This is a genomic window from Psychrobacter alimentarius (assembly GCF_001606025.1).
GTDB lineage: Bacteria > Pseudomonadota > Gammaproteobacteria > Pseudomonadales > Moraxellaceae > Psychrobacter > Psychrobacter alimentarius.
Genome location: NZ_CP014945.1, coordinates 3,153,422 through 3,174,323 on the forward strand (window position 1 = coordinate 3,153,422; position 20,902 = coordinate 3,174,323).

At 38.7% G+C, this 20,902-nt stretch carries 18 protein-coding genes; 12 read left to right on the plus strand and 6 right to left on the minus strand.

The window, feature by feature from the left end; genetic code table 11:
- Positions 1–194 precede the first annotated feature (194 nt).
- From A3K91_RS13060 to A3K91_RS13105, 10 genes are all read left to right on the plus strand, one after another.
- A complete protein-coding gene (locus tag A3K91_RS13060) occupies positions 195–1,133 on the plus strand; it encodes a YagK/YfjJ domain-containing protein (RefSeq protein ID WP_062845657.1) in 939 nt (312 codons plus the stop codon).
- Between the two features lie 151 nt (positions 1,134–1,284).
- Positions 1,285–1,581 carry a hypothetical protein gene (locus A3K91_RS13065; protein WP_228139872.1) on the plus strand — a complete coding sequence of 99 codons (297 nt, stop codon included), beginning with the start codon at positions 1,285–1,287 and terminating at the stop codon, positions 1,579–1,581.
- Between the two features lie 44 nt (positions 1,582–1,625).
- On the plus strand, positions 1,626–2,621 hold the full coding sequence (locus A3K91_RS13070; RefSeq protein ID WP_062845659.1) for a DUF932 domain-containing protein: 996 nt from the start codon (positions 1,626–1,628) through the stop codon (positions 2,619–2,621).
- Between the two features lie 171 nt (positions 2,622–2,792).
- A complete protein-coding gene (locus A3K91_RS13075) occupies positions 2,793–3,887 on the plus strand; it encodes a YqaJ viral recombinase family nuclease (protein WP_167541813.1) in 1,095 nt (364 codons plus the stop codon).
- 129 nt (positions 3,888–4,016) lie between these two features.
- The gene (locus tag A3K91_RS13080) at positions 4,017–4,928 is read left to right on the plus strand and encodes a recombination directionality factor (RefSeq protein WP_062845661.1); all 912 of its coding nucleotides are present in this window, start codon (positions 4,017–4,019) and stop codon (positions 4,926–4,928) included.
- Positions 4,929–5,093: 165 nt separating this feature from the next.
- Positions 5,094–5,354 carry a helix-turn-helix transcriptional regulator gene (locus A3K91_RS13085; RefSeq protein ID WP_228139873.1) on the plus strand — a complete coding sequence of 87 codons (261 nt, stop codon included), beginning with the start codon at positions 5,094–5,096 and terminating at the stop codon, positions 5,352–5,354.
- Between the two features lie 960 nt (positions 5,355–6,314).
- Positions 6,315–7,940: an Eco57I restriction-modification methylase domain-containing protein gene (locus tag A3K91_RS13090; protein ID WP_062845662.1), complete on the plus strand. Its 1,626-nt coding sequence runs from the start codon at positions 6,315–6,317 to the stop codon at positions 7,938–7,940.
- A 1-nt stretch (position 7,941) separates the two neighbouring features.
- Positions 7,942–9,033 (plus strand): DNA cytosine methyltransferase, encoded by a 1,092-nt coding sequence (locus tag A3K91_RS13095; protein WP_062845663.1) that lies wholly within the window; start codon positions 7,942–7,944, stop codon positions 9,031–9,033.
- A gap of 10 nt (positions 9,034–9,043) precedes the next feature.
- Positions 9,044–10,903 carry an McrB family protein gene (locus tag A3K91_RS13100; RefSeq protein ID WP_062845664.1) on the plus strand — a complete coding sequence of 620 codons (1,860 nt, stop codon included), beginning with the start codon at positions 9,044–9,046 and terminating at the stop codon, positions 10,901–10,903.
- 13 nt (positions 10,904–10,916) lie between these two features.
- Complete coding sequence (locus A3K91_RS13105; protein ID WP_062845665.1) at positions 10,917–12,182, plus strand: LlaJI family restriction endonuclease; 1,266 nt, start codon at positions 10,917–10,919, stop codon at positions 12,180–12,182.
- Positions 12,183–12,283: 101 nt separating this feature from the next.
- On the opposite strand, the gene A3K91_RS13110 is transcribed toward A3K91_RS13105, so the two are convergent.
- On the minus strand, positions 12,284–12,880 hold the full coding sequence (locus tag A3K91_RS13110; protein ID WP_062845666.1) for a hypothetical protein: 597 nt from the start codon (positions 12,878–12,880) through the stop codon (positions 12,284–12,286).
- Positions 12,881–14,135: 1,255 nt separating this feature from the next.
- Between A3K91_RS13110 and A3K91_RS13115 the strand changes: the two genes are divergently transcribed.
- The gene (locus tag A3K91_RS13115) at positions 14,136–14,837 is read left to right on the plus strand and encodes a hypothetical protein (protein WP_062845667.1); all 702 of its coding nucleotides are present in this window, start codon (positions 14,136–14,138) and stop codon (positions 14,835–14,837) included.
- A gap of 113 nt (positions 14,838–14,950) precedes the next feature.
- Here A3K91_RS13115 and A3K91_RS13120 read toward each other — a convergent pair whose 3' ends face one another.
- Positions 14,951–15,199, minus strand: a complete 249-nt coding sequence (locus tag A3K91_RS13120) for a hypothetical protein (protein ID WP_136139148.1) — start codon at positions 15,197–15,199, stop codon at positions 14,951–14,953.
- A gap of 559 nt (positions 15,200–15,758) precedes the next feature.
- Between A3K91_RS13120 and A3K91_RS13125 the strand changes: the two genes are divergently transcribed.
- Positions 15,759–15,959: a hypothetical protein gene (locus tag A3K91_RS13125; RefSeq protein ID WP_062845669.1), complete on the plus strand. Its 201-nt coding sequence runs from the start codon at positions 15,759–15,761 to the stop codon at positions 15,957–15,959.
- Positions 15,960–16,154: 195 nt separating this feature from the next.
- On the opposite strand, the gene A3K91_RS13130 is transcribed toward A3K91_RS13125, so the two are convergent.
- The 4 genes from A3K91_RS13130 to A3K91_RS13145 form a co-directional block, all read right to left on the minus strand.
- Positions 16,155–16,715, minus strand: coding sequence for a PepSY domain-containing protein (locus tag A3K91_RS13130; RefSeq protein ID WP_062845670.1), 561 nt, complete (start codon positions 16,713–16,715; stop codon positions 16,155–16,157).
- A 350-nt stretch (positions 16,716–17,065) separates the two neighbouring features.
- Positions 17,066–18,040: a putative RNA methyltransferase gene (locus A3K91_RS13135; RefSeq protein WP_062845671.1), complete on the minus strand. Its 975-nt coding sequence runs from the start codon at positions 18,038–18,040 to the stop codon at positions 17,066–17,068.
- A 164-nt stretch (positions 18,041–18,204) separates the two neighbouring features.
- Positions 18,205–19,323 carry a phospho-N-acetylmuramoyl-pentapeptide-transferase gene (gene mraY, locus A3K91_RS13140; protein ID WP_062845672.1) on the minus strand — a complete coding sequence of 373 codons (1,119 nt, stop codon included), beginning with the start codon at positions 19,321–19,323 and terminating at the stop codon, positions 18,205–18,207.
- 3 nt (positions 19,324–19,326) lie between these two features.
- Entirely contained in the window at positions 19,327–20,781 is a 1,455-nt protein-coding gene (locus A3K91_RS13145; protein ID WP_062845673.1) for a UDP-N-acetylmuramoyl-tripeptide--D-alanyl-D-alanine ligase, read from the minus strand.
- Between the last annotated feature and the right edge of the window lie 121 nt (positions 20,782–20,902).

Below are 20,902 nucleotides of genomic sequence, written 5' to 3' on the forward strand. Positions count from 1 at the left end.
AAATGACGCATAGATAGGCTTTTTCAAAAACTAAAGCTATGCTACAGCGTGGTATTTTTTGATCTTAAAATCCGGTTATTAATATTATTAATAAAATATAAGCCATAAGCAGATTCGCTAATCACTCTCACTATTGAAAATAATAATTTACTTATTTGCCTAAGATTATGAACGTATAACTTTAGGTAGATAACATGATCATCCCAAACTTAAGCCATGAGGTAGTAGTCGCTAAAGTCGACAAACTTGTGAGCGATATCCTTAACCCTAAAAATCGAATTAGCATTCAACAAATTAGTTATCGACTAAATCTTTATTATCAGCCAATGACACTGCTCTACAATAACGAACTAAAATACACGAACTCGATAGAATGGTTTATAGGCAGCTGCTACCTTGTTTGCGGTAATTGCTATCCTCATGAGGTTTTTTGGGATGAGGCGATGGCAGAGAGTTTTTTGAATGCGCTAAATTTTTATCAGTACGAGTATGCCACTGATAAAGCAGATTTTGCTTTTCAAGAACAACGCAATAGCCAATCACTTATGGAATATATGAGTTATTACTTAGAGAAATATGCACGTGTGCTTATCGTAAGAGTAGATCTTAAACTGAAAGTAGAGTTTGCACACCTTGTTGACACTGAGATCTTTCAGGGTTTCATGAATCAGCTTATGGTAAAAATCCAAAGAGACAGAGAAAAGGAAAAGAAAAGGAAAAATGGAAAGTTAGCAAATGCTAGTAAAGGCTGTTTTGAGGATCTAAGGGGTTATGCTTGGGCTATAGAGCAGGGTATTGAGACTGGTGGTCTACACTGTCACTTAGTTTTGATTTATAACGGTGATAAGCGTCAGAAAGACTGGTTTTTAGGCGATACTGTTGGTAAGAGATGGGTTGAGATTACAGAGGGTTTAGGCTGGTATTACAATGGTAATACCTCTAAGCGTAAAGCACGCTATAGGCGTCGAGGTAAGCTCGGTATAGGGATGATTGATAGAGACAAGCCTTTAGAGGTGAATAACGCTATTAATGCAGCGCTGTATCTAGCTCGCCCCAACAAGTATGAGCAACGCCTCAAATCTTGGCCACTTAACATGCGTAGCTTTGGTCGCGGGACTCTACCTAATAGCTAAGTAGTACTCAACATATACGATATCAAAATAATTTCAGATACATACTACCTCCATGAGATCGAGCATTAGCGTCCTAGTGCTTATCCTACTTTACCCATTAAAGGTCTGCCTCGTGCAGACCTTTTTTATGCCATTAATAAAAGGAATCCTTATGAAACCAGTATGTCCACATTGTAAGTCATCTAGCGTTGATGAGATGACTAATGGAACTAACCACACTATGAATGAGATGCTGTTATCACCTACTGTATTGATCAGTATTAGCATCAGTCTATGCAGATCATTTAACGTTCATCCAGCAGTTGGCGTTATTGCAGGTACTGCAATCGCAACGTTATTCAAAATGTCTCAATCGAACAATGCTCTACCAATGCTGATTAATCAGCAGTATCGCTGTGAGGACTGTATTCACATGTTCTCAACCATCCATTCATTTGATTCAATCTAACTAAACCATCAACTCACTAAATAACACTTAAAAGGAAAATCAACATGGCACATTTAATCGAATCAATGGCATACGTCGGCGACACCCCATGGCACGGTCTTGGCAACGAGCTATCCCCCAAACAGCCGATTGAGGTCTGGGCGAAAGAGGCTAGGATGGATTGGCGTATCGAGTCCTCAGATGTCAGCTACATGGCCACCAATGATAAAGGGCAAAACCTGATCATGCCTTATGACAATAACAAGGTACTGTATCGCTCAGACACGCTTGAGCCGTTATCTGTTGTCAGTCAGCGCTACCAAGAAGTCCAGCCAAGTGAGATTTTAGAGTTTTATCGCGATCTGACTGAACAAGCAGACTTTGAGCTGGAAACCGCAGGGGTGCTTAAAGAAGGACGTAAGTTCTGGGCACTTGCACGTACAGGACAATCAGCGACGTTACGCGGCGGTGATATCAGTCATGGCTATCTGCTACTAGCGACCGCGTGTGATGGCACGCTTGCCACCACAGCACAGTTCACCAATATTCGCGTGGTATGTAATAACACTTTAGCGATCAGCTTGGCTAATGGTAGCGGCGGTGTGGTGAAAGTACCGCATAGCACCACCTTTGATACCGAAAAGGTCAAACAGCAATTAGGCGTCTCCGTCAGCCAGTGGGATACGTTTAACTATGAGATGAAACAGTTGACCAATAGACGCGTCACGCAAGCAGAAGCAGCCAACTATTTAAACCGTGTGTTTAATGATGTCAAAGACGATGGCCTCATTCTGTTTAATACGGCGAAGAAGGAAAAAGATGCGGTTCCTAATGCAAAAGCGATGAATCAGGTGATGAGTATGTTTAACGGTCAAGGTCGCGGTGCAGATATGGCGTCCGCTAAGGACACGGCTTATGGGTTGTTAAATGCGATGACGGAATTTGTCGATCATGAACGCCGTGCCATGTCGCAAGATCATCGCCTTGACTCAGCATGGTTTGGGGCTGGTGCGAAGCTTAAAGACAAAAGCCTCGACGAAGCACTACGCTTGATTGCTTAGATAGTCTGATCTAATGAATCAACCACGCCTTTACGCGTGGTTTTTTTATGTCGTCAATTAAGCAAGGCACATTTACAGATCACCAAGAATAAACTTAATAAGGAGTTCACTATGAATATGATCGCATTAAACAATACAAATACGACTCAGCTAAAACCCAAACGTTCAGTCATGACAGGTAAAGCGTCTCGAACCGCTAAGTCTAAAACCAAGGGCAAACCAGCAGAAGTCACGCTAAAGCAAAATAAAACGGTTGATAAATCTGTTCGAGCAAAGACAGTAACCACGCCTAAGCGTTTGGTCAACACCAAAGGCCTAAGCCATGAAGATTGGCTCAAAATACGCAGACAAGGCATTGGCAGCTCTGACGCCGCCGCTGCCTGCGGTATCCACCCATACTTGTCCATGCTTGAGCTATGGATGATTAAGACGGGACGCATGAGCTCAAACATGGATGCCAGTGATAATAATGGTATCGATGGGTATTCGCCGCTCTACTGGGGCAATACCTTAGAGCCGATGGTGGCTAAATACTACCAAGAGCATACAGCCAATAAAGTACGCCGCGTGAATGCTGTCTTGCAGCATCCTGATCCTGACAACCACTTTATGCTGGCGAATTTAGACTATGCAATAACAGGCAATGATGAAGTACAGATTCTAGAGTGCAAAACTGCTGGTGAACACGGTGCGAAATTATGGAGAGATGGCGTACCTCTCTACGTCACCTGCCAAGTACAACATCAGCTAGCGGTCACAGGCAAACAGGCGGCTCATATCTGTGTTCTGCTGTGTGGACATGAAGCGAAAATTTATAAGGTTAAGCGCGATGAGCACTTGATTGAATCCATTACTCGTCATGAGCGTCTGTTCTGGCAATACGTAGAAATGGATACGCCACCAACGCCTGATCATTCAGAATCTGCTGCACAAGCATTAAAACTGCTGTATCCAAAGCCTAAACCCTCAAGCAAAGTTGATCTACGAGGAGATGACGGTGCTAACAAACTGTTTGAGAAATTGCTAAGCTACCGCGCATCTATAGAAGACTTTGAGCAGAGTTATGATCAAGTGAAACATCAGCTACAAACGTTTATCAAAGACAATGAGGTTGCCATCTTTAATAAAGGCGCTATTTCTTGGAAGCGCTCAAAAGACAGTGTTGGTCTTGATAGCAAAGCTGTCATAAAAGCCTATCCTGAATTGCTTAAGCAGTTTAGTAAAACAAAGCACGGCAGTAGACGCTTTGTCATTCTTAACGACTAAGCCATCAGTCACTTAACCATCAATTAATCAAAGCGAATCAAAGCGAATCAAGCAAGCACATAAAGCCCACCTATCTCAGGTGGGCTTTTTTATGGCTTATCAAAACAAAAACACATAAGGAATATAACCATGATTAAAGGTCTCACGATAACCCCGCCAGTACTCGGTCGCATTAGCATCGGTAAAGTCGTTCAAAAAGACGGTAAGCGTCTCCCTGCTAAAGATGACCAATTCACTATCACTAGCCAAGTCCAAAATAAGGATGGCTGGATTAATCATCCACTTGATGAGAAGCTGCGGGCAAATAATGACGGTAAGCTTAGACAAATACCAGTGCGACTGCTCTTCAATGACCCTGAGCTGAATTTACGAGCAGAATACACGCTATTTGATAGACAAACTGGACGCCCTCTTTGCGTAGGCGATGGCGAGCATTGCCAGCGTCGAACGAGCAACGGTGTTGAGCATATGCCATGCCCATCACCCGATCGCTGTCCACTAGCCCAAGGCGGTGCTTGTAAGCCTTATGGTCGTCTCTATGTCAATCTGAGTGAAGACGATGAGCTGGGTACGTTTATCTTTCGCACCACAGGCTTTAATAGTATTAGAACGCTTGCAGCACGGCTAAGCTACTTTGCAGCGGTGTCCGGTAATAAGCTGTCTTGCCTGCCACTCCAATTAACGCTACGTGGCAAAAGTACCATGCAAAGCTATCGAACACCAATCTACTTTGTGGATTTGACGCTACGTGATGACGTGACTTTAAAGCAAGCGGTACAAGATGCTGGTGCCATTGACGCAGAGTTAAGTGAACACGGTTTTGACCAAGCAGCGCTAGAAATAGCTGCAAAGCAAGGCTATGTTAATTCTTGCTTTGAGGTTGATAGCGATAATCTATTGGATGTGGCAGAAGAGTTTTATCCATTAGAGACGGATGAGACTAATAGTAATGATCAAGGAGGGTCGCAAAATGGTATTGCGCCCTACAATGTCGGCAATATTGAAAGGAGTCTAAGGGAGAGTGTGACAGCTGTAAGTTGAAGCAGTGGTAAGGATATACGGCATAAAAGGGAGTTGATTATTCAGCTCCTTTTTTTATGTGATTGATAAGGAGTACGCACGGTCAATATAGGACACCGTAAAAAAATATGGGACTCCGTAACTGTATGAGAGGAAATGCTCTCAATAACTCATAAGGAGCTAGTCATGGAAAATTTGAATACAAGTACTCAGAAAAATACTTCAATATCAAGTATGCCACAAATACCTCGCATGCTACCGCTAAAGCAAGTCATACATTACACAGGACTTAGCAGTACAACTATTTACGATATGCTAGATAAAAAATCAAACCGTTACGACTCTACCTTTCCTGTTCAGGTCAAACTATCTAAGGGGCGCGTAGCATGGATTGAAAGCGAAGTTGCGCAATGGATTGAAGATAAAATAGCTGCTCGTATTCATTAAAAGGCAAAAAATAAGCCGCACTACGCGGCTTATTTTTTTTTAGTAAATTTCCAGTTTGTGTATTGGCATCTAAATAATTGAGTGAGTTATCTAGCCATCTCAAGCAAGGTGAGAATTACAAGCAATTTACTAAAAGTAATTGAGACTTATCTATTACATGAAAACAAGCAAGCCTTTTATACACCTTATCTTGAAAATTAGGGTTCAAAGAACCATTATCTTTTCTTCTTATCAGCGATATCGAGTATTTCAGTGTTCTGTTTTTGGTCAAAAAGTGGCTCCTTTTCAGATTCAAATTGTTTGAACTTTAGCAGTCTTACTTACGCAAAATCATGGATGCTAGTGTTAGCTTTCTCCAATGTTTAATTTAGCTGACTAATCTGCTGTTGGTATTGGTAGTTATCTATCAGCTACCTTTAGTCACTGGCTTGTCGTCGCAGATGGGCAACCTTTAGTTTTTCCAGTTCCAGTTATTGTTCAAGTACTATACAGTTCTGTATAGTCTGACTATTGGATTGCGTTCTATCAGAAACGTTCAGTGATTGTTCAGTACGTTCTTTAAGAATTGGCTCGCCAAATACCCAAAAGATCTTCGCAGTGTGTATTTTTTTGTCTGCTGTTCTAGCTATTCATCTTTGAATTCCTCATAGATGTTTTCTCCTGCCATGTCTTATTCTTTTGTGGCTTTTGTTACTGATATATTTATTGTCAGCATAGTGGCCAAGTACGTTTTTAGTAACTTCTAAACACACTATGCAGTGTCATAAGTGAAAAACATAAGGTTATTACTTTGTAGGATCAGTAAATTTATCGAAACGACATTTGTAGCTGAAACTAACGTTACAAAATCTAAGCTTACTACTTATGTAATAAGTATTGATTATTTTAATTGCTTCATATAAGCTTCAGTTTGTAACTTAAAGTAATTAAGTATCTTGCTGATTTAATAGGAAAATATAGATGAAGACTGAGTTGTACGCTCTAATATTAAATTACATAAACGAAAGCTATAAAGAGCATGAGAAGAGAGCCATATTTTCAGAGTTGGCTACGTTGATTGAACCAAGTTATTTGCAAGGTGATAGTTCAGAACTCACTAAGAGCGACTATGGCTCTGTACAGCGTCGGTTGTCTGTAATAAATGAAAAAGAGAGTATAAGAAAAAAGAAAGGTGTTTATTACACGCCTTTAGATTTAGTAAATTTTATTATAAATAACACCGTTAAAGAGTTGTATGGAGTGTTAACGCCTGACAACTTAAGTGATTCTTCACTAGATGCAATCAAGGTTGAAGATTTTTGCTTTAAAAAGACTTGTTATGATCCTACCTGCGGTACAGGTGAGTTTCTAATAAACACATTAATACTAAAATATGATTTAGCTGAAGCTAAATCGCTATCTTTAACCAAGGCTAAAATACAAAGAATTGCTAAAACAATTTTTGGTAACGATATCAATCCTGAATCAACACTAATTGTAAAGTTGCGAATCTTCCTATTGGTTCTAGATAAGTTTGGTATTAGTGCAATTAAAGGTATTTTCAGTGCTATTAGTGAGAACTATACTAATTACGATTTTGTATGCGAAGAACAACACACCGAATATGACTTAGTAATTGGTAACCCACCCTTTGTCGAAGACTCTAAATACCGAGAAGACTTGCAAGAAAAATTCGGCAACATTTATGCGAATGTCTTACTCAATGCTGCAAAATCATTGCATAAAGATGGGGCATTTGGCTTTGTGATTCCAATCTCGTATATCTCAACGCCTAGAATGAAAAAAATACGAGATATACTAATCAATATAATGCCAAACCAATACATATTGAGCTACGCTGACCGACCTGACTGTCTTTTCACTGGTGTTCATCAAAAGCTTTGCATTGTCATAGCGAAAAAATCCTCGACAGAATCTATCCATACCAGTCAATACAATTATTGGTATAAGAAAGAAAGATCAGCACTATTTGATAAAGCATCAGTTGTTAAAAACGAATACAACTATCCTAGTTTTATTCCAAAACTAGGAAATGAATTAGACCTCCGCATATACGAGTCAGTCTCAATCACTAAAGATGCCGCAGGTTCAAAAAGCCTTAAATATCTTCTTTCGAACGGTGATATTCCTATCTATCTGAATATGAGAGCTACCTTTTGGATAAAAGCTTTTTTAGCTAAGCATGACGGTAGTGAATATAAAGAATACGGATGTGGAACTCATAATGATGCTAGCCTAGCATTTTGCATACTTAACTCATCTCTATTTTGGTGGCATTGGGTGTGTATCTCAGATTGCTGGCATATAACTAATAAAGAACTAGCAGATTTCAAGATACCTACTAGATTGAATGAAGAGGATTACGCTCAGTGCTTAAAACTTGCTAAGTCTCTAGAGGAAAAACTTGAGGAAACTAAAAAATTCGTTGGCACCAAGCAGACTAGCCATGAGTACAAACATAAATTGTGCTTAGATGAAATCCATAACATAGATGATTTTATTAATTCGCTTTATAACCTTTCTGAAGAAGAAAGCGAATATGTTAAATCATTTGCTTATAAATACAGAGTTGGCGAAGGAAATTAGAATGAAAGTAATAGATCTGTTTGCAGGTTGTGGCGGCTTATCCTTAGGCTTTATCCAGAATGGATTTGAGATTACTAGGGCAGTTGAATTTGATTCAGAGATTGCAAAGACTTATTCAAAGAATCATCCACAGACAGAGATGATCGTGGATGACATCGGGAATATTGATAACGATAAGTACTTCTCTGAAGGTGAGGCTGATATTGTAATAGGTGGATGCCCTTGCCAAGGCTTTTCTACAGCAGGAGCACGAATAAGAAAAGGTTTTGTCGAAGATCCTCGGAACTATCTTTTTAAGCACTTCCTGAATATTGTCAAAACAGTAAAACCCAAGATGTTTATTATGGAAAATGTCAAAGGTATGATGACTATGCAAAAGAGTGAGATTTTCCAAGAAATCCTTACTGCCTTATCAGATAAGGAAATCATGGATGGTGAGCAATATTACATCTACTTTAAAGTTTTGAAAGGAATTGATCTAGGAATACCGCAAAAGAGAGAAAGATTATTTATTATAGGTATAAAGGATAAAGATATAGATTTTGAATCAATGCTAAAAGCCACCAAACAGAAAATCGTTGAAAATCACGAAGGGTTTTTCAACAATGTAAGTATTAAGGATGCTATCTCTAATATGCCTACTGTAAGCCTTAACGGAATAGTAGATAACCCAAGTCCTAATACAGACTATGAGAAGTATTTAGCATCTGCTAAACTAACCATAACTAATCATATAAAGACAAACCATTCAAAAAAAGCGATAGAGAGAATGCGTCAAGTAGGTAATGGTGAGAACTTTACTAGTCTTAGCGAAAAAATAAACTCCGTGCATAGCGGCGCTTATGGTAGGCTATGCTGGGATGAGGTAGCACCTACGATAACTACCCGTTTTGACACCCCTGCAGGCGGCCGGTTTATTCATCCTACTGAGGATAGAACTTTAACTCCAAGAGAAGCGGCTAGAATACAGAGCTTTCCTGATAGTTTTATTTTTGTTGGTAATAAAACTTCTATCTGTAAGCAGATTGGAAATGCTGTACCACCAAAAATGTCTTTTTATTGGGCTAATTTCGCTCAAATTGCTTTAGGTTAGAGTATTAGTTATGAATGAATTGCTACAAAGAAAGTTAGCAGAGCTTGATGCGCTGAACAAACTTGAGTGCTGGTACTTGGTAAAACAGCCTACTGAGTTTAGTACAATATGTTATTTAGTTTTTTTATTAAAAAGATATAAAGAAGAAAAACCTGAAAGCAGCTTAGAGCAGTTTATTGCCGACGAAACTGGGACATTAAAATCAATTAAACCTAATGCCAAATTTTCTACAAATTACCGAGCATTAAGGGTTGCAGCATTTTTTGGTTTGATAAAACTTGAATTTATCGCGGCAAATAACAGCTATAGAAATAGTTATGAGAATGCAGAAATAACAGAAGTTTTTGAAGAAATCAACGATAGATGTTCGGGTAGTTTTGAAGAAACCAACTTATATTCAGATATCATTCAAAGACAAATTGAGAAGATGTTTGTCAGTTCAAAGATAGATGAGCAATCCGAAGATATTCGTTCTGAATTTCGTCTTTACCCTGCCATGTTGTTGTACAAAGTTCTAATCGAACTAGGACTAAGCCAAGGTGAATATCGTATCTCTTTAAATGAGTACAGATACTTAGTAGTTACCACTGAAAAATTTGAACAGTACCTAGATACACTCGTATTAATAAAGTTACTAAGAGAAGATGAGTCGATTATTACTGAATTTAATAAATTTGGCGATAAGTTTGACAACAGGTTGATCCAAGCGTTAAAACAACTTCCTACTCTTTCGATCGACTCTCAATATATAACGTTGATTCCTGAAAAAATTAACGAAGTAGCTTTGAAAGTTTTCGCATTTGAGCAAAATCCTCAAATATTCAATACAGTTGAATATATTGATTTTCTCTGTAGTAAAGTTGGCCTTTTTGAGCTACCTAATTTCAAAAGAGAGTTATTGTCAACGGATGCTACAAAAGTCGTTACTAGGCAAGATAGCTATAAGCCCTTGAATAACGATTACGTTGATAATAGGAAAGGCGACAACATCTTACTTTACGGCGTACCAGGTGCTGGAAAGAGTCATTTTATATCTAAGTATTATTGTGATGACTACGAAAAATTTGAACGAATTGTTTTTCATCCAGACTATATGAACACTGATTTCATTGGTCAGATATTACCTTCCATTGATGAAAACGGTGTCATTGCCTATAAGTTTACTGCTGGTGCTTTCACTAGAATTTTAAGAAAAGCTCATCTAGACCCTTCCAATCATTACTACCTAATTATAGAAGAGATAAATAGAGGTAATGCACCTGCAATATTTGGCGAGATTTTTCAACTATTAGACAGAAACCAAGCGGGAGTTAGTGAATACGCTATTTCTAATAACTACATATCTAAAGAAGTATACGGTAGTGATGACCAACCAATAAGAATACCATCCAACTTAACGTTATTAGCGACTATGAATACTGCGGATCAAAATGTTTTTACACTTGATACGGCATTTCAAAGACGGTGGCAAATGCGAATGATAGAGAACGATATTAATAAATGTGTATTTAAAGATACACATATTCTCGATACTACAGTTTCATGGGGTCATTTTAATACTGTGATCAACGATCAGATTTTATCAAATAGTCGGTCAGTCACTTCATCCGAAGATAAAAGACTAGGCTCATACTTTATTAATGAAGAGCTACTATTGCAAGATATCAAGCTAAACGATAATAAAAGCATGTTTGCTGAGAAAGTGTTGAAATACCTTTGGGATGATGCGTTCAAGCTGAACAGATACGACTTATTTAATGAAAACTATATGAGTCTAGATAGTATTATGAGACATTTTAATGAATCCGTTGGCGATGAAAGGTTTGATGTCTTGAATTTAGATGCCAAAGAACTGTTAGTAAAGGCTTAAGGCACAGTTTCTCATGTTAAATCATATAAACGATTATAAAGGGATTGCTCTATCAGATCTTTGTAGAAACGCTACAAATATAGATGGTGATGAGTTTGTAGGTATTAAGTTTGATTGGAATACACATGAATCAAAGTTTGATATCAGCATTGTATTTCCGCTTGGCTATCGCATTGGTATAGATAATGAGGCTATAAGAAGTGACATACTTAGCCTAATATCTCTTCTAACTGAATATGGTGATAACAAATCAACTTTAGCTCACCAAAAGAGCAACTCATTTGTCCAATATTATTCATTCCCTATACAAGCTTATATGAATATCATGTATGACTTTCTTGACAGAGGGCGCTACTATACAGAGCAAGATGAAACTTACACAAGAGGCAATAGTGGTAGAGTAAGTTGGAATCGTACAATACGGCATGAGCGTCCTATAGTTCAAAAAAAAGGGATTGCTTATCTTACTATGCAAGTGCGTAAACGCAATGATACTGATAAAAACTTAATCACTGAAATTAGTAAATACTGCGTTTATGATAGTTTCCTAAAGCTGGGCTGGTTATACGGATACAATCTACCGCCAAAACCCGCTATTAAGTTTAATAAAAATATATTCCTCTCAGTTCTAAGAGAAAAACTGGCGATTACTCATAAAGATAGAGACAAAAGACTTATTAAAGACATGCTGGATATTGTCTCTTTCGTAGATACAACTGAGAAATCTGAGCAAGATTTTTATTTTGGCACATACAAGTTTGAGTATATCTGGGAAAAACTTATAGATAACATTTTCGGTATTAAAGAAAAGAGTCTCTATTTTCCAAAATCCACATGGACTTTGTTTTATTCCAACAATAAAGAAAACAGAGCGTTACTACCTGACACCATCTTGAAAGAACAAGATATCGTTGTTTTAGATGCTAAGTATTATAGATATGGTGAAACTAGCGCAGCGTCTCACTTACCTAGCTCCTCGTCAATTAATAAGCAAATAACATATGGTGAATATATATTCAATAATTATAAGGATGAAGGTGATATATATAATGCTTTCATAATGCCATTTAGAAGAAGTAATGAGTTTTTTAATACGGAACTCAACTATCTCGCTATTGGTGTGGCTAAGTCAGATTGGAAAAAAAACGATAAACATTATGAGCTAGTCTTAGGTGTTTTAGCTGATGTAAAACACTTGATGTCGGTTAGAGTAAAGCCTAACAATAAAGAGGTTCATGAGCTATTGAGTATAGTCAGGGAAACGATACAACAACTTTAAAATGTAGCGCTACAGAAAAATTACTTATATAGATTTTTTATAGCGGACAAAGGTTATTTATTAAAAATATAATAAATAACCCTTACATAATCAGAGAAAACTTAGAACTGATTTAACAACTCGTTAATATCCCTTAAATCAGTATATCTTAACCAACTAGCATAGCCCTCACCAAAGTTTTTTCTAGGATTAGCATTTACAAGATCGTTGTGTGTGATATAACCATATACTGTAGCAGTATCAATAGTTTCCAAATTAATAATATTCTCACTGAGATCAGGATCTATAGCATTAAGCTTGATACCCACATAGTAATCTTTAGGCTGCCTTAGCTGTTGTTCATTAACCATTAACAGTCTATGGTTTGCTCTAAAACCTGTTTTAATATCAACGGTTTGATTGTTGTTTGTTTCAAAATCAAACCCATCTACGTTATTCTGCCCTTCAAATATCTCAAACATTGGCTCAAAATCTACATTCCCTCCTCTATCTAAAAGAACCTGAGCAAATACTAGTTCTCCTAATTTGCCTACATAGGTTCTTTGGATACGTATAGCCATTGAAGTCTCTAAATTATTTTCTGTTCTAATATCAGCTGGCAATAGCCTATCAAATTGATTATTACCTAATATTATAGCTTGAGCAAAATCTAAAGCTCTTTGACGCATATCTGGTGTAACATCCACATTTATTGGCACTTGGTTAAACTCCTTTTATTTTATATGTTTAGCTAACACTTTTTAAAGAACTTTTGATGAACAAACCCACCATGCCTAAAACTACTTTCTCAAAAAAAATATTAACAGTAGAATTATGCACGGTTATTTTATAAATACAAGATTGCGTGCATTACCATACGACAAACGACGTCGTACGATTATTCTGTAAATACAAAGATAATTACTCGTTCTAATATCACTGGTAGTAGTGGATGACTATATTTTACATGCAGGGAAACTAGCATGTGAATATGGCGCGTCAATATGGGGTAACGTCCCTGCTTTTAATATTTATCAAGGAATGCATAATAACGACTCCACTCTTATCTACGATGCACATAGCGTAAACTCTGACGAAGAAAACTATCTTAGAGTCGTATAAACGATAAAGATTTTTTTGATCTTCAATGTATTGGTGCTGGCGGGGACTGCGGTCAAGATAGTAATTATAGTTTTGCTGAGATGACAGCTTGTGAAATTACAGAGCGTTGGAATAAAGTTACGCAGGACATGGATGTCATATCTGTAAAGGTGTTAAATTATAAGTAAATTGTCAAGCCAACAGAGCTATACGGAGTATAGATAGTTTTAGGATTAGTCAAATTTCTCGATATGATAGCCAAGAGATTACTTGAGCTGTTAGGAATAGTATTAAGCGGTAAGCTATAAAATAATTCTAATAACCAAAATGCTTTTTTAGTGATAGTATATGTTTGAAATTAAATAATACCTTAGAAACATTTAGTTACACTTGACTGAAATATAAATCCCGTTATTTGCCTTACATTTAATACTACAACGCTGTTGGTCTATTTATTGGTCTAATACGATATTTCACTGTCATAAATATAATTAAATCAACTACTTGTAATATAAGTTTGACTTCCTCCTTCACCGCCAACCTTATATTTTCTGCTATTCTCTCTTGTTTTATCCTCTATCTCATACTTCTTTAATTCTTTCGAAATAAAGCTTACGGCTTCTCTTTGGCTTGATTAATTTTCTACCTTCAACGCGTCTACCTAATCCAATAGTTATGTCATAAAGATATAGTGATGGCCTGATTGACAGAGTTGATAGATGTTTACGCTGCCTTAAAGTACTGAAAAATTACTGGTTGTTATAGTGATGTAATGATAGCAAGGTCTAAAGTGCTTGGCAGATGTCATCGTTCATGAATTCGATTATAGTGGATATTGATAATATTTATTTAAACGCACTGAGGAATCAAATCATGAAAACACTTGGATTATGTACACTAGCAGCCTTGAGCTTGAGTGCTTGTGCAACAGGTATGAATGGCGGAACAACGGGCAATACTCAAAATAACGTAGTGACTCAATACCCCGTAGAAGCTACGCTGCTTAATATTTATACCAAAGCACGCAGTGAAAGTTTGGTCGCCACCGTAGGCAACCAAACTGCTACAGCAGACATCAAAGTCACTCCCAAAGGTCAGATGACATACAACAATAAGACTGTGCAAGGCACAGAAATTAATACCATTAACAAGGTAAATAACCAAGTTACGAATCAGTCTGTCGCTATTAATTACTTTACTATAGACCCATTAGTCTTCCACGGTTTTACTGACAGTACGGGTAAATACTCCTTATCAAACCAAACGACAGCCATTCCAAAAATGGCAACGGTTGGTGCTTCTAGTCCATTAATTACTGAAAACGTTTATGCTGATCGCAGCATGCGCAAAAAAATAGGCACATACAACCAAAGCTGGTCTCTAACACGGGATAGCAACAATAGGGCGTGGTTCTGTATAGATACGTCGAGCAATTTAATGCTTGATATGGATCCTGAAGGTACGTCGTCAGAATGCTACAAAATAAATGCTCAAGGCGATATTTTAGCCAGTAAAGTTACGATCAGCCAACCTTCTAATAATGGGACGAACACAGTAACTTTTACAAGCAGATAATTCTTACTATAGCTGTCATCAATACTGTTTACCCCCATAAAACCTTAAAGTAAAAATAAAATAAAAAATGGCGCCTTAAATAGGGGCCATTTTTTATGGTTTATATTTAACGATTAGGTACGATGCCCTTCGATATGTTTACCCTGATATTTGCTTTTTACGCTGTGCGCTGCTTTTATCTTTTTTGGATTATGGTGTGAGACAGCTGGTTTATGTTTGACATGTTTGTACTTGTTATTGACTCCTGCACCCGCTTTTTGGTGCTTTACCTGCGCGGTATGATGGTCAGTAAAGTGCGGTGCAGCATTGGCTTGGCTAGTTATTGTCAAACACGTAGTGATCGCTAAAAGTGAACTTATCATTATCTTTTTCATTGTTATTTCCATCTAAATTGGTATGAATGGTGGTTGAAGATGCGTTATTTACTCTTAAATAAAATAACGTATCGCGATAAAGCGCGGCTCTATCCACAACGAAAATGATAATTGATTTGAGCGTTAATTAGATTTATGAAAGATGAAGAAAGGTTTCGATTGTTGCTAGCAGCTTGAGCTGATCTCGTGATGGTGCTTGTTAAAAGGTTTTGCTTATTAAGAGATTTGCGCTGGTTAAAGGGCCTACAGAATTAACTGACTCAGTGCCGTCATACATATCAGTTTTTTAATATTCTCTTACTGTAAATGTAAAAAATATCGTGCTCTTAAATATTTATCAGTTAAGATGGTTGTAGAGCATCGTCATTGTGACGGCCAATATAACTGCTTAAATTTTTTAAACACCCTCGATAGAGATGCATCGCCACTCATAAAAAATACTGACTCATGTCATCAGAGTTTAATAAAGTTTCAGCTAATATGTTGCTAAAAAAATCATAAAATATCAGGATAAAGTAAAGTTTCAAATGAGAAATAGGAGCTAACAATGAGTAATGACAAAAAGACCATAGAAGACTATAGGCATCTGGTCGTCAGTAAAGATGTCACTGTCCATTTATCACAAGACCAACAAGCAATGATCCTAAAGACTTATGATTATGGGTTGAACGCTATGACTGATATTGATGAGATGCTACTCAGCTCAGTCATTCGTCAGCTTAAAACAGCAATTCAGGCGGACACATAAACCTACTTTAACTATCATTTGGTTAGATAAGTTTTGATTAGATGCTGTTTCGTTGAATGTGACTTAAGTTAAATGTGACGTAAATAGTATCGATCATTTGTTTAGACAGAATCGTTAAGCTGACACTAAAAAGCCCCAAACCACTCGTAAAGGCAGTTTGGGGCAATCCGTAAGCAATATGAGCCCCGTTAAGTATTAATCGTCATTATCGACCTGACTGCTCGTAATCTTACCAGTCATACTATCGACAACCACTTTATGGACTTGGTTGCCTTTGCCAATCTCAATCTTATAAACAGGCTTGCCAAAATCCATGTCGAATTCAGCTTCAAGTACCGTTCCTTTCAACGTTTTATTGGCGTTCTTTATGGCTTGAGACAAGCTGACTTTTGCTTGTTTCATGGTATTATATTCTGCTAAATCTTCTTTATCTAGACGCTCTGTCTCATCTTTTGTGACCTTTCCTGTATTTGCATTCACTCTTACTTCTTGTTCATTATTATTGGCAATCATTTTAATGTCATAATGACTGTTTTCTGCACGATCTTCTTGATCAAAATCTACACTAATAATGTCGCCTTTAACTGCTTTATTAGCAAGGGTAAGTGCCTGCTCTAAACTGATCTTACTTTGTGAAGCAGCGGCAATCTCGCTCATAGAAGTAGCCGCTTGGCTGGCTGAAACAGAAGCCATACTAATGGTTGCGACACTGAGTGCCACCGCTAGCGATTTTTTTAACGTTGATGTTTTTTTCATAATCGATGTTCTTTTCATAATAGTACCCTAATAGGTCTCCAAATATCCTTTGAAGACAATTATTCAGTTAAATAATGTCATGAATTAGTAATGACACTCTTAATAAAATGTTTATTTCGATTAGGATGATGACACAGTGTTAATCTTGATGTCTAAGTGATTTATGCTGATAAAACGTAACGAATGTATTGTTTGCAGCGTTGAACCTTTTATAGATATGTTAAAAAGTAGCCAAACTATGTGCCACTTTTCAAAATGTAGACTTCGTTGGACAAAATTGTAGCGCTACCGTTTATGGCTAAATATCATAAACAGTAAAATTTATATATTATGAAAAATAGGCCGCACCATTATAATAAATGCGTAATAGCGTCTGATAGGTTAGGGGCTTTTTGCAAAACGTAAACCACAAATTTTGCTTCGGTACTAAATGCTTGTCTTGCAACAACGTCTAATAGCGCTTGTCTTTTTTCGCTTTTAGCACGATAAGCATATGGCGTCATTGTCATTAAATCACTCAAGTCATTGGCGGATAAAGTTAGCTCATGACTGACACGATGCGTATGTATGAGAGTGAATTCAGAAGACAGCTCTTGTAAAAACTTGTCAGAGTCATGCTCACGCACGTCATCAAATAATGCTTCGCGCATCGATGCCAAATGTCCTGCATCTGGTTTTGCAATGATCAAATAGCCATCATCAGTTAATACCTCAGCAAATGCTCTTGGTAAGATTGGACTAAAAATACTACTGATACCTTTCATACTATGAGCACTGAGCGGTAGGTTCGCCGCGCTTGTCACCAATGGATAAATAATGGTTGTCCCAGCAGAGGTGTCTTTATCCTGCTGATACCAAAGCTTACCTGTTGTCTTACTTACCTTGGCAAGCTCAACCAATGCAGGCTTACTGATATCAGCTGCGATCAAATTGTCGATGAGACCTGATTCTAGCTCTGCCATCGCTTGAGTGTAATAGCCTTCACCGCACCCAATATCTAACCAATTGGCAGGGGTTTTACTCGGTTCATCTTCCAATCCCCTTTTTGCCAATAGCTGTTGCATCTGTTGGCCAATCAAAGCCTGCAATACTTGATAATGCCCAGCGTTCAAAAACCGTTTACGCGCCTCGATAGAGGCTTGGCTATCACCTGGCGCTTTGGACTTTTTTTGTTGTACTGGTAATAGATTGACATAACCTTGCCGTGCCACATCGAAAGTATGGGCAGTCTGTTTGGGATTTAGGCTGCCGTCACAGCGCCAAGTATCTGGTGCAGGCTGCATAGGAGAGTGACAAAGGGGACAGGTAAATAAGGACACAAGCATCTCAAAATCGTAGCAATATGGCTGGCATTTTAACAAAATTTGCGCGACCTAAGTAATAAAAGCGTGGATAAAAAAAGCCGCCTCAATGCTGATTGAGGCGGCTTTTAAATAACCGATATCACTGTCGATTTTTTATCAATCTAGACGGTATTGGTGAGGCACTTTTAACGCAGTTTTAACGTCATTAGGCCAAGAATAACCAATATGATGGCGATGATCCAAAATCGTGCCACCACTTGGGTTTCTTTCCAGCCAATTTCTTCAAAATGATGATGTAGCGGCGCCATACGAAAGACACGTTTTTTGCGTAGCTTATACGAACCCACTTGTAGCATCACTGATAAGGCTTCGGCAACAAACAAACCACCCATAATCGCAAAGGCAATCTCTTGGCGTGTCATGACCGCAATTGTACCTAGCATCGCACCAAGTGCCAATGCACCGACATCACCCATAAACACTTGTGCTGGATGGGCATTGAACCACAAAAAGCCCAATCCTGCTCCAATCATAGCGCCACAAACAATGATCACCTCAGAGTTGTAAGCGATGTAAGGCACATGTAAATAATCAGCAAAACGTACGTCACCTGACACATATGCCATGGCACCCAAACCAGCTGCCACCAGTACCACTGGTAAAATAGCCAAACCATCCAAACCGTCAGTTAAGTTCACTGCATTGGACGCACCATTGATCACAAAATACGTAAAAATGATAAAACCAATACCAAAGGGTACGACTGAAAATGGAATCATCCAATCTTTAAAGATCGGTAATAACAAATCCTGCATCTCGCGCGTGGTATTGATATCAGGTTGTAGTGTGGCAATATAGTATAAAGACACGCCGACAAATAACGCCCCTATCGATAACCAAAAATATTTTTTGCGGGCGATTAAGCCTTTGGGGTCTTTGTATTTGATTTTGAGCCAATCATCTGCCCAACCTACTGCCCCAAAAATGACCATCACTACCAGCAAAATCCACACATAGGGATTGTTCAAGCGTGCCCAAAGCAACGTCGATATACCGATGGCACTGAGAATCAACACGCCACCCATGGTTGGCGTACCCGTTTTGACCAAATGCGACTGCGGGCCATCGTCACGAATCGCCTGTCCGTATTTGAGCGAGCGTAGATGCTTAATGACACGTCCGCCAAAGATCATACTAAAGGCAAGTGCGGTAATAACCGCGAGTAGCGCGCGTAGCGTCAACGAAGAAACTGCCGAAAACGGCGTATAATACTGACCAAGCCAGCCAAACAACCAAACTAACACCGCCTACTCCTCGACTAGCGCATTGATAAGGGTTTCCATCTGCATGGAACGAGAGCCTTTGAATAACACGGTACAAGTCTGGGCTTGTTGCGCTTGCAAATACGGCTGCAAATATTGTAATAAATGGTCTTTATCAGCGAACGCATGTGCATTGATATTGGCAATCTCTTGCGCCCCTGCCACTGTGTAAGGCGCGTACTCACCCACACAAAGCAATACATCTATCCCCGTGGTCGCAATGGTACGACCTAAACTCTGATGTTCGCTCACTGCCGCCTCACCCAATTCGCCGATATCACCCAATACCATGACTTGTATACCCGTCTGCGCGGCTAATACTTTTGCAGCGGCACGTACCGAATGAGGATTGGCATTATAAGTATCATCGATCAAGCGATGCATACCAAGCAGCTGGCTGTTCAAACGACCTTTGGCAGGGCGCGAATTCTCAAGGCCAATGACGATATCTTTTGCATCAATGTTTAGTGCATGAGCACAGGCAGCAGCAGCAAGCGCATTATTGACATTGTGCTCGCCTGCGAGTGGCAAATTGATGTCATGCAATTGGTTACCGATATGTAGCTTAAATTCACTGCGTTCAGGCTCTACGTCCAAATGACTGGCACTCACATCGGTATTACCAAACCCGATAACATGTGAAGTATATTGTTCAGCGATACGGCGTAACTGGTTGGTAAAATCGTCTTTATCAGGAACGATAGCAAACTGCGTGTCTGTTAAGGTGTGATAGATTTCTGCTTTGGTTTGGCAAATACCTTCACGACTGCCAAACTCACCCAAATGTGCCGTGCCAATATTCAAGATACAAGCGACATCAGGCTGGACAATCTCAGTCGTATAAGCAATCTCGCCAATATGATTGGCACCCAGCTCTAAAATAGCGTAACGATGATGATCTGATAACTCAAGGAGCATCATCGGCACACCTAAATCATTATTTAGGTTGCCACGGGTAATCAATGTGGGTGCCAATCGACCAAAAATGCTACCAAGCATCTCTTTACAAGTCGTCTTGCCACTAGAGCCTGTGATGGCAATTACCGTCAGATCTTTGTGCTGCTGACGGCGATAAGCGGCCAGTTGTCCAAGCGCCAATCGTGTGTCACTCACAACCAGCTGTGGAATACTGGTAGAAATAGGACGAGAGACGATAGCGGCGACAGCCCCTTTTGATGCTGCCATATTGATGTAATGATGACCATCAAAATTGTCGCCACTTAATGCCAAAAAGATATCACCCGTTTTTATGGTACGCGTATCAGTGGCAATGCGGTTACTGATTGCTCCGTGGTTTGCTGACTCTGCGTGACCTGCATTTACTTGGACTTCTGGTAGTTGCCAATGTCCATTAAGCGACTGTGTGGCCGCAAGCAAATTGTCTGCCTGCCAAACATACAGCCCTTGTGACTGGATGGTGTTATCGTTGTCGGCTGTCATAGTGGTTACCTTATATGATGACTACTTGTTTCTTATATTTGAATGTACTGATTTGAACGTACTGACTTGCATGTACTGGGCGTGTTCTAGAAAAAATTAAAACGCAACTGCAACCGCTATG

Bases quoted from the DNA above. Each gene is read 5' to 3' on its own strand.
- A3K91_RS13060 (WP_062845657.1), top strand. From the start codon at position 195: ATGATCATCCCAAACTTAAGCCATGAGGTAGTAGTCGCTAAAGTCGAC.
- A3K91_RS13065 (WP_228139872.1), top strand. From the start codon at position 1,285: ATGAAACCAGTATGTCCACATTGTAAGTCATCTAGCGTTGATGAGATG.
- A3K91_RS13070 (WP_062845659.1), top strand. From the start codon at position 1,626: ATGGCACATTTAATCGAATCAATGGCATACGTCGGCGACACCCCATGG.
- A3K91_RS13075 (WP_167541813.1), top strand. From the start codon at position 2,793: ATGACAGGTAAAGCGTCTCGAACCGCTAAGTCTAAAACCAAGGGCAAA.
- A3K91_RS13080 (WP_062845661.1), top strand. From the start codon at position 4,017: ATGATTAAAGGTCTCACGATAACCCCGCCAGTACTCGGTCGCATTAGC.
- A3K91_RS13085 (WP_228139873.1), top strand. From the start codon at position 5,094: ATGGAAAATTTGAATACAAGTACTCAGAAAAATACTTCAATATCAAGT.
- A3K91_RS13090 (WP_062845662.1), top strand. From the start codon at position 6,315: ATGAAGACTGAGTTGTACGCTCTAATATTAAATTACATAAACGAAAGC.
- A3K91_RS13095 (WP_062845663.1), top strand. From the start codon at position 7,942: ATGAAAGTAATAGATCTGTTTGCAGGTTGTGGCGGCTTATCCTTAGGC.
- A3K91_RS13100 (WP_062845664.1), top strand. From the start codon at position 9,044: ATGAATGAATTGCTACAAAGAAAGTTAGCAGAGCTTGATGCGCTGAAC.
- A3K91_RS13105 (WP_062845665.1), top strand. From the start codon at position 10,917: ATGTTAAATCATATAAACGATTATAAAGGGATTGCTCTATCAGATCTT.
- A3K91_RS13115 (WP_062845667.1), top strand. From the start codon at position 14,136: ATGAAAACACTTGGATTATGTACACTAGCAGCCTTGAGCTTGAGTGCT.
- A3K91_RS13120 (WP_136139148.1), bottom strand. From the start codon at position 15,199: ATGATAAGTTCACTTTTAGCGATCACTACGTGTTTGACAATAACTAGC.
- A3K91_RS13125 (WP_062845669.1), top strand. From the start codon at position 15,759: ATGAGTAATGACAAAAAGACCATAGAAGACTATAGGCATCTGGTCGTC.
- A3K91_RS13130 (WP_062845670.1), bottom strand. From the start codon at position 16,715: ATGAAAAAAACATCAACGTTAAAAAAATCGCTAGCGGTGGCACTCAGT.
- A3K91_RS13135 (WP_062845671.1), bottom strand. From the start codon at position 18,040: ATGCTTGTGTCCTTATTTACCTGTCCCCTTTGTCACTCTCCTATGCAG.
- A3K91_RS13145 (WP_062845673.1), bottom strand. From the start codon at position 20,781: ATGACAGCCGACAACGATAACACCATCCAGTCACAAGGGCTGTATGTT.